General features: G+C 64.4%; 2 protein-coding genes. One reads left to right on the forward strand and one right to left on the reverse strand.

The features are described from left to right. A partial coding sequence (locus tag ACYVDE_RS23945; RefSeq protein WP_460504032.1) for an NAD(P)H-hydrate epimerase occupies positions 1–196 on the reverse strand: 196 nt, incomplete at its 3' end. Positions 197–226: 30 nt separating this feature from the next. Between ACYVDE_RS23945 and ACYVDE_RS23950 the strand changes: the two genes are divergently transcribed. Then, on the forward strand, positions 227–766 hold the full coding sequence (locus ACYVDE_RS23950) for an RBBP9/YdeN family alpha/beta hydrolase (RefSeq protein ID WP_460504033.1): 540 nt from the start codon (positions 227–229) through the stop codon (positions 764–766). Positions 767–1,051: the final 285 nt, after the last annotated feature.

A 1,051-nucleotide genomic window follows, 5' to 3' on the forward strand; every position in this document is an offset into this window, starting at 1 on the left:
CGAGGCCGTCGCCGCCGTTGTTGCCGGGCCCGCACAGCAGCAGGATTTCGCCGGCCTGCGCGGGCGCGAACCGACTCGCAAACCACTTCACGAAGGCCGTGGCGGCGCGCTCCATCAGCTCCGGCGATAGCAGCCGCTGCTGCTGGATAGTGGCCTGGTCGAGCTGGCGGGTTTGGGCAGCGGAAAGAATTTTCATGGAGAAAAGATAGAAAAGCTACTTTTGGGCATGCAGGAAACGACGCAGGTATTTATAGTGCCCGGCCTGGGCAGCTCGGGACCCGAGCATTGGCAAACGTATTTTGAACGCACGCAGCCGGATTTTATCCGCATCGAGCAGCGCGAGTGGGACGTGCCCGACCGCGCCGAATGGGTGGCCCGCCTCGAAGACGCCCTCGACGGCTACGACCTAAGCCAGGTGATATTAGTAGGCCACAGCTTGGGCTGCACTACCATCGCGCACTGGGCCGGGCAATACGGCCACCGCATCAAAGGCGCGCTGCTGGTGGCGCCCAGCGACGTGGAAACCGCGCACTATGCCGCTTTCCCCACCACCGGCTTCGCGCCCATGCCGCTGGCCCGGCTGCCGTTTCCCAGCAAAGTCGTGTTCAGCCAGAACGATGAGTGGGTGACGCCCGCCCGCGCCCGGCAGTTTGCCGAGGCTTGGGGCAGCGAACTGGTCGATATCGGCGAGGCCGGCCACATCAACGCGGCCAGCGGCTACGGCAAATGGCCGGCCGGGCTGGCGCTGCTGACCGAAATGATGTAGAGACGCACCATTTTGCATCTCGTCGTTGAACGACAGCGCCCGAACGAAACCCAACGAACGGCGTGGATGAAAACGCCCGAATGTAACCCTGACGACCCCGAGCGGCGCGAACGATGAGACGCAAAATATTGCGTCTCTACTACGACCGAGCAATTACCGCGGCAAACCGGCCAGGCAGGCGTGAGCGTCGGCTTCGTCGGTGCAGTGGTGGTAGCGGGTGGCGTGCGGGGCCAGCGCCTGCATCTGCGAGGCGGCCAGCCGGGCGAAAACCTCGGCGGGCTGGAG

The organism is Hymenobacter agri, from assembly GCF_054778495.1.

What these genes read in the sequence shown, in the direction of transcription:
- ACYVDE_RS23950 (WP_460504033.1), top strand. Translation starts at nt 227, where the DNA reads ATGCAGGAAACGACGCAGGTATTTATAGTGCCCGGCCTGGGCAGCTCG.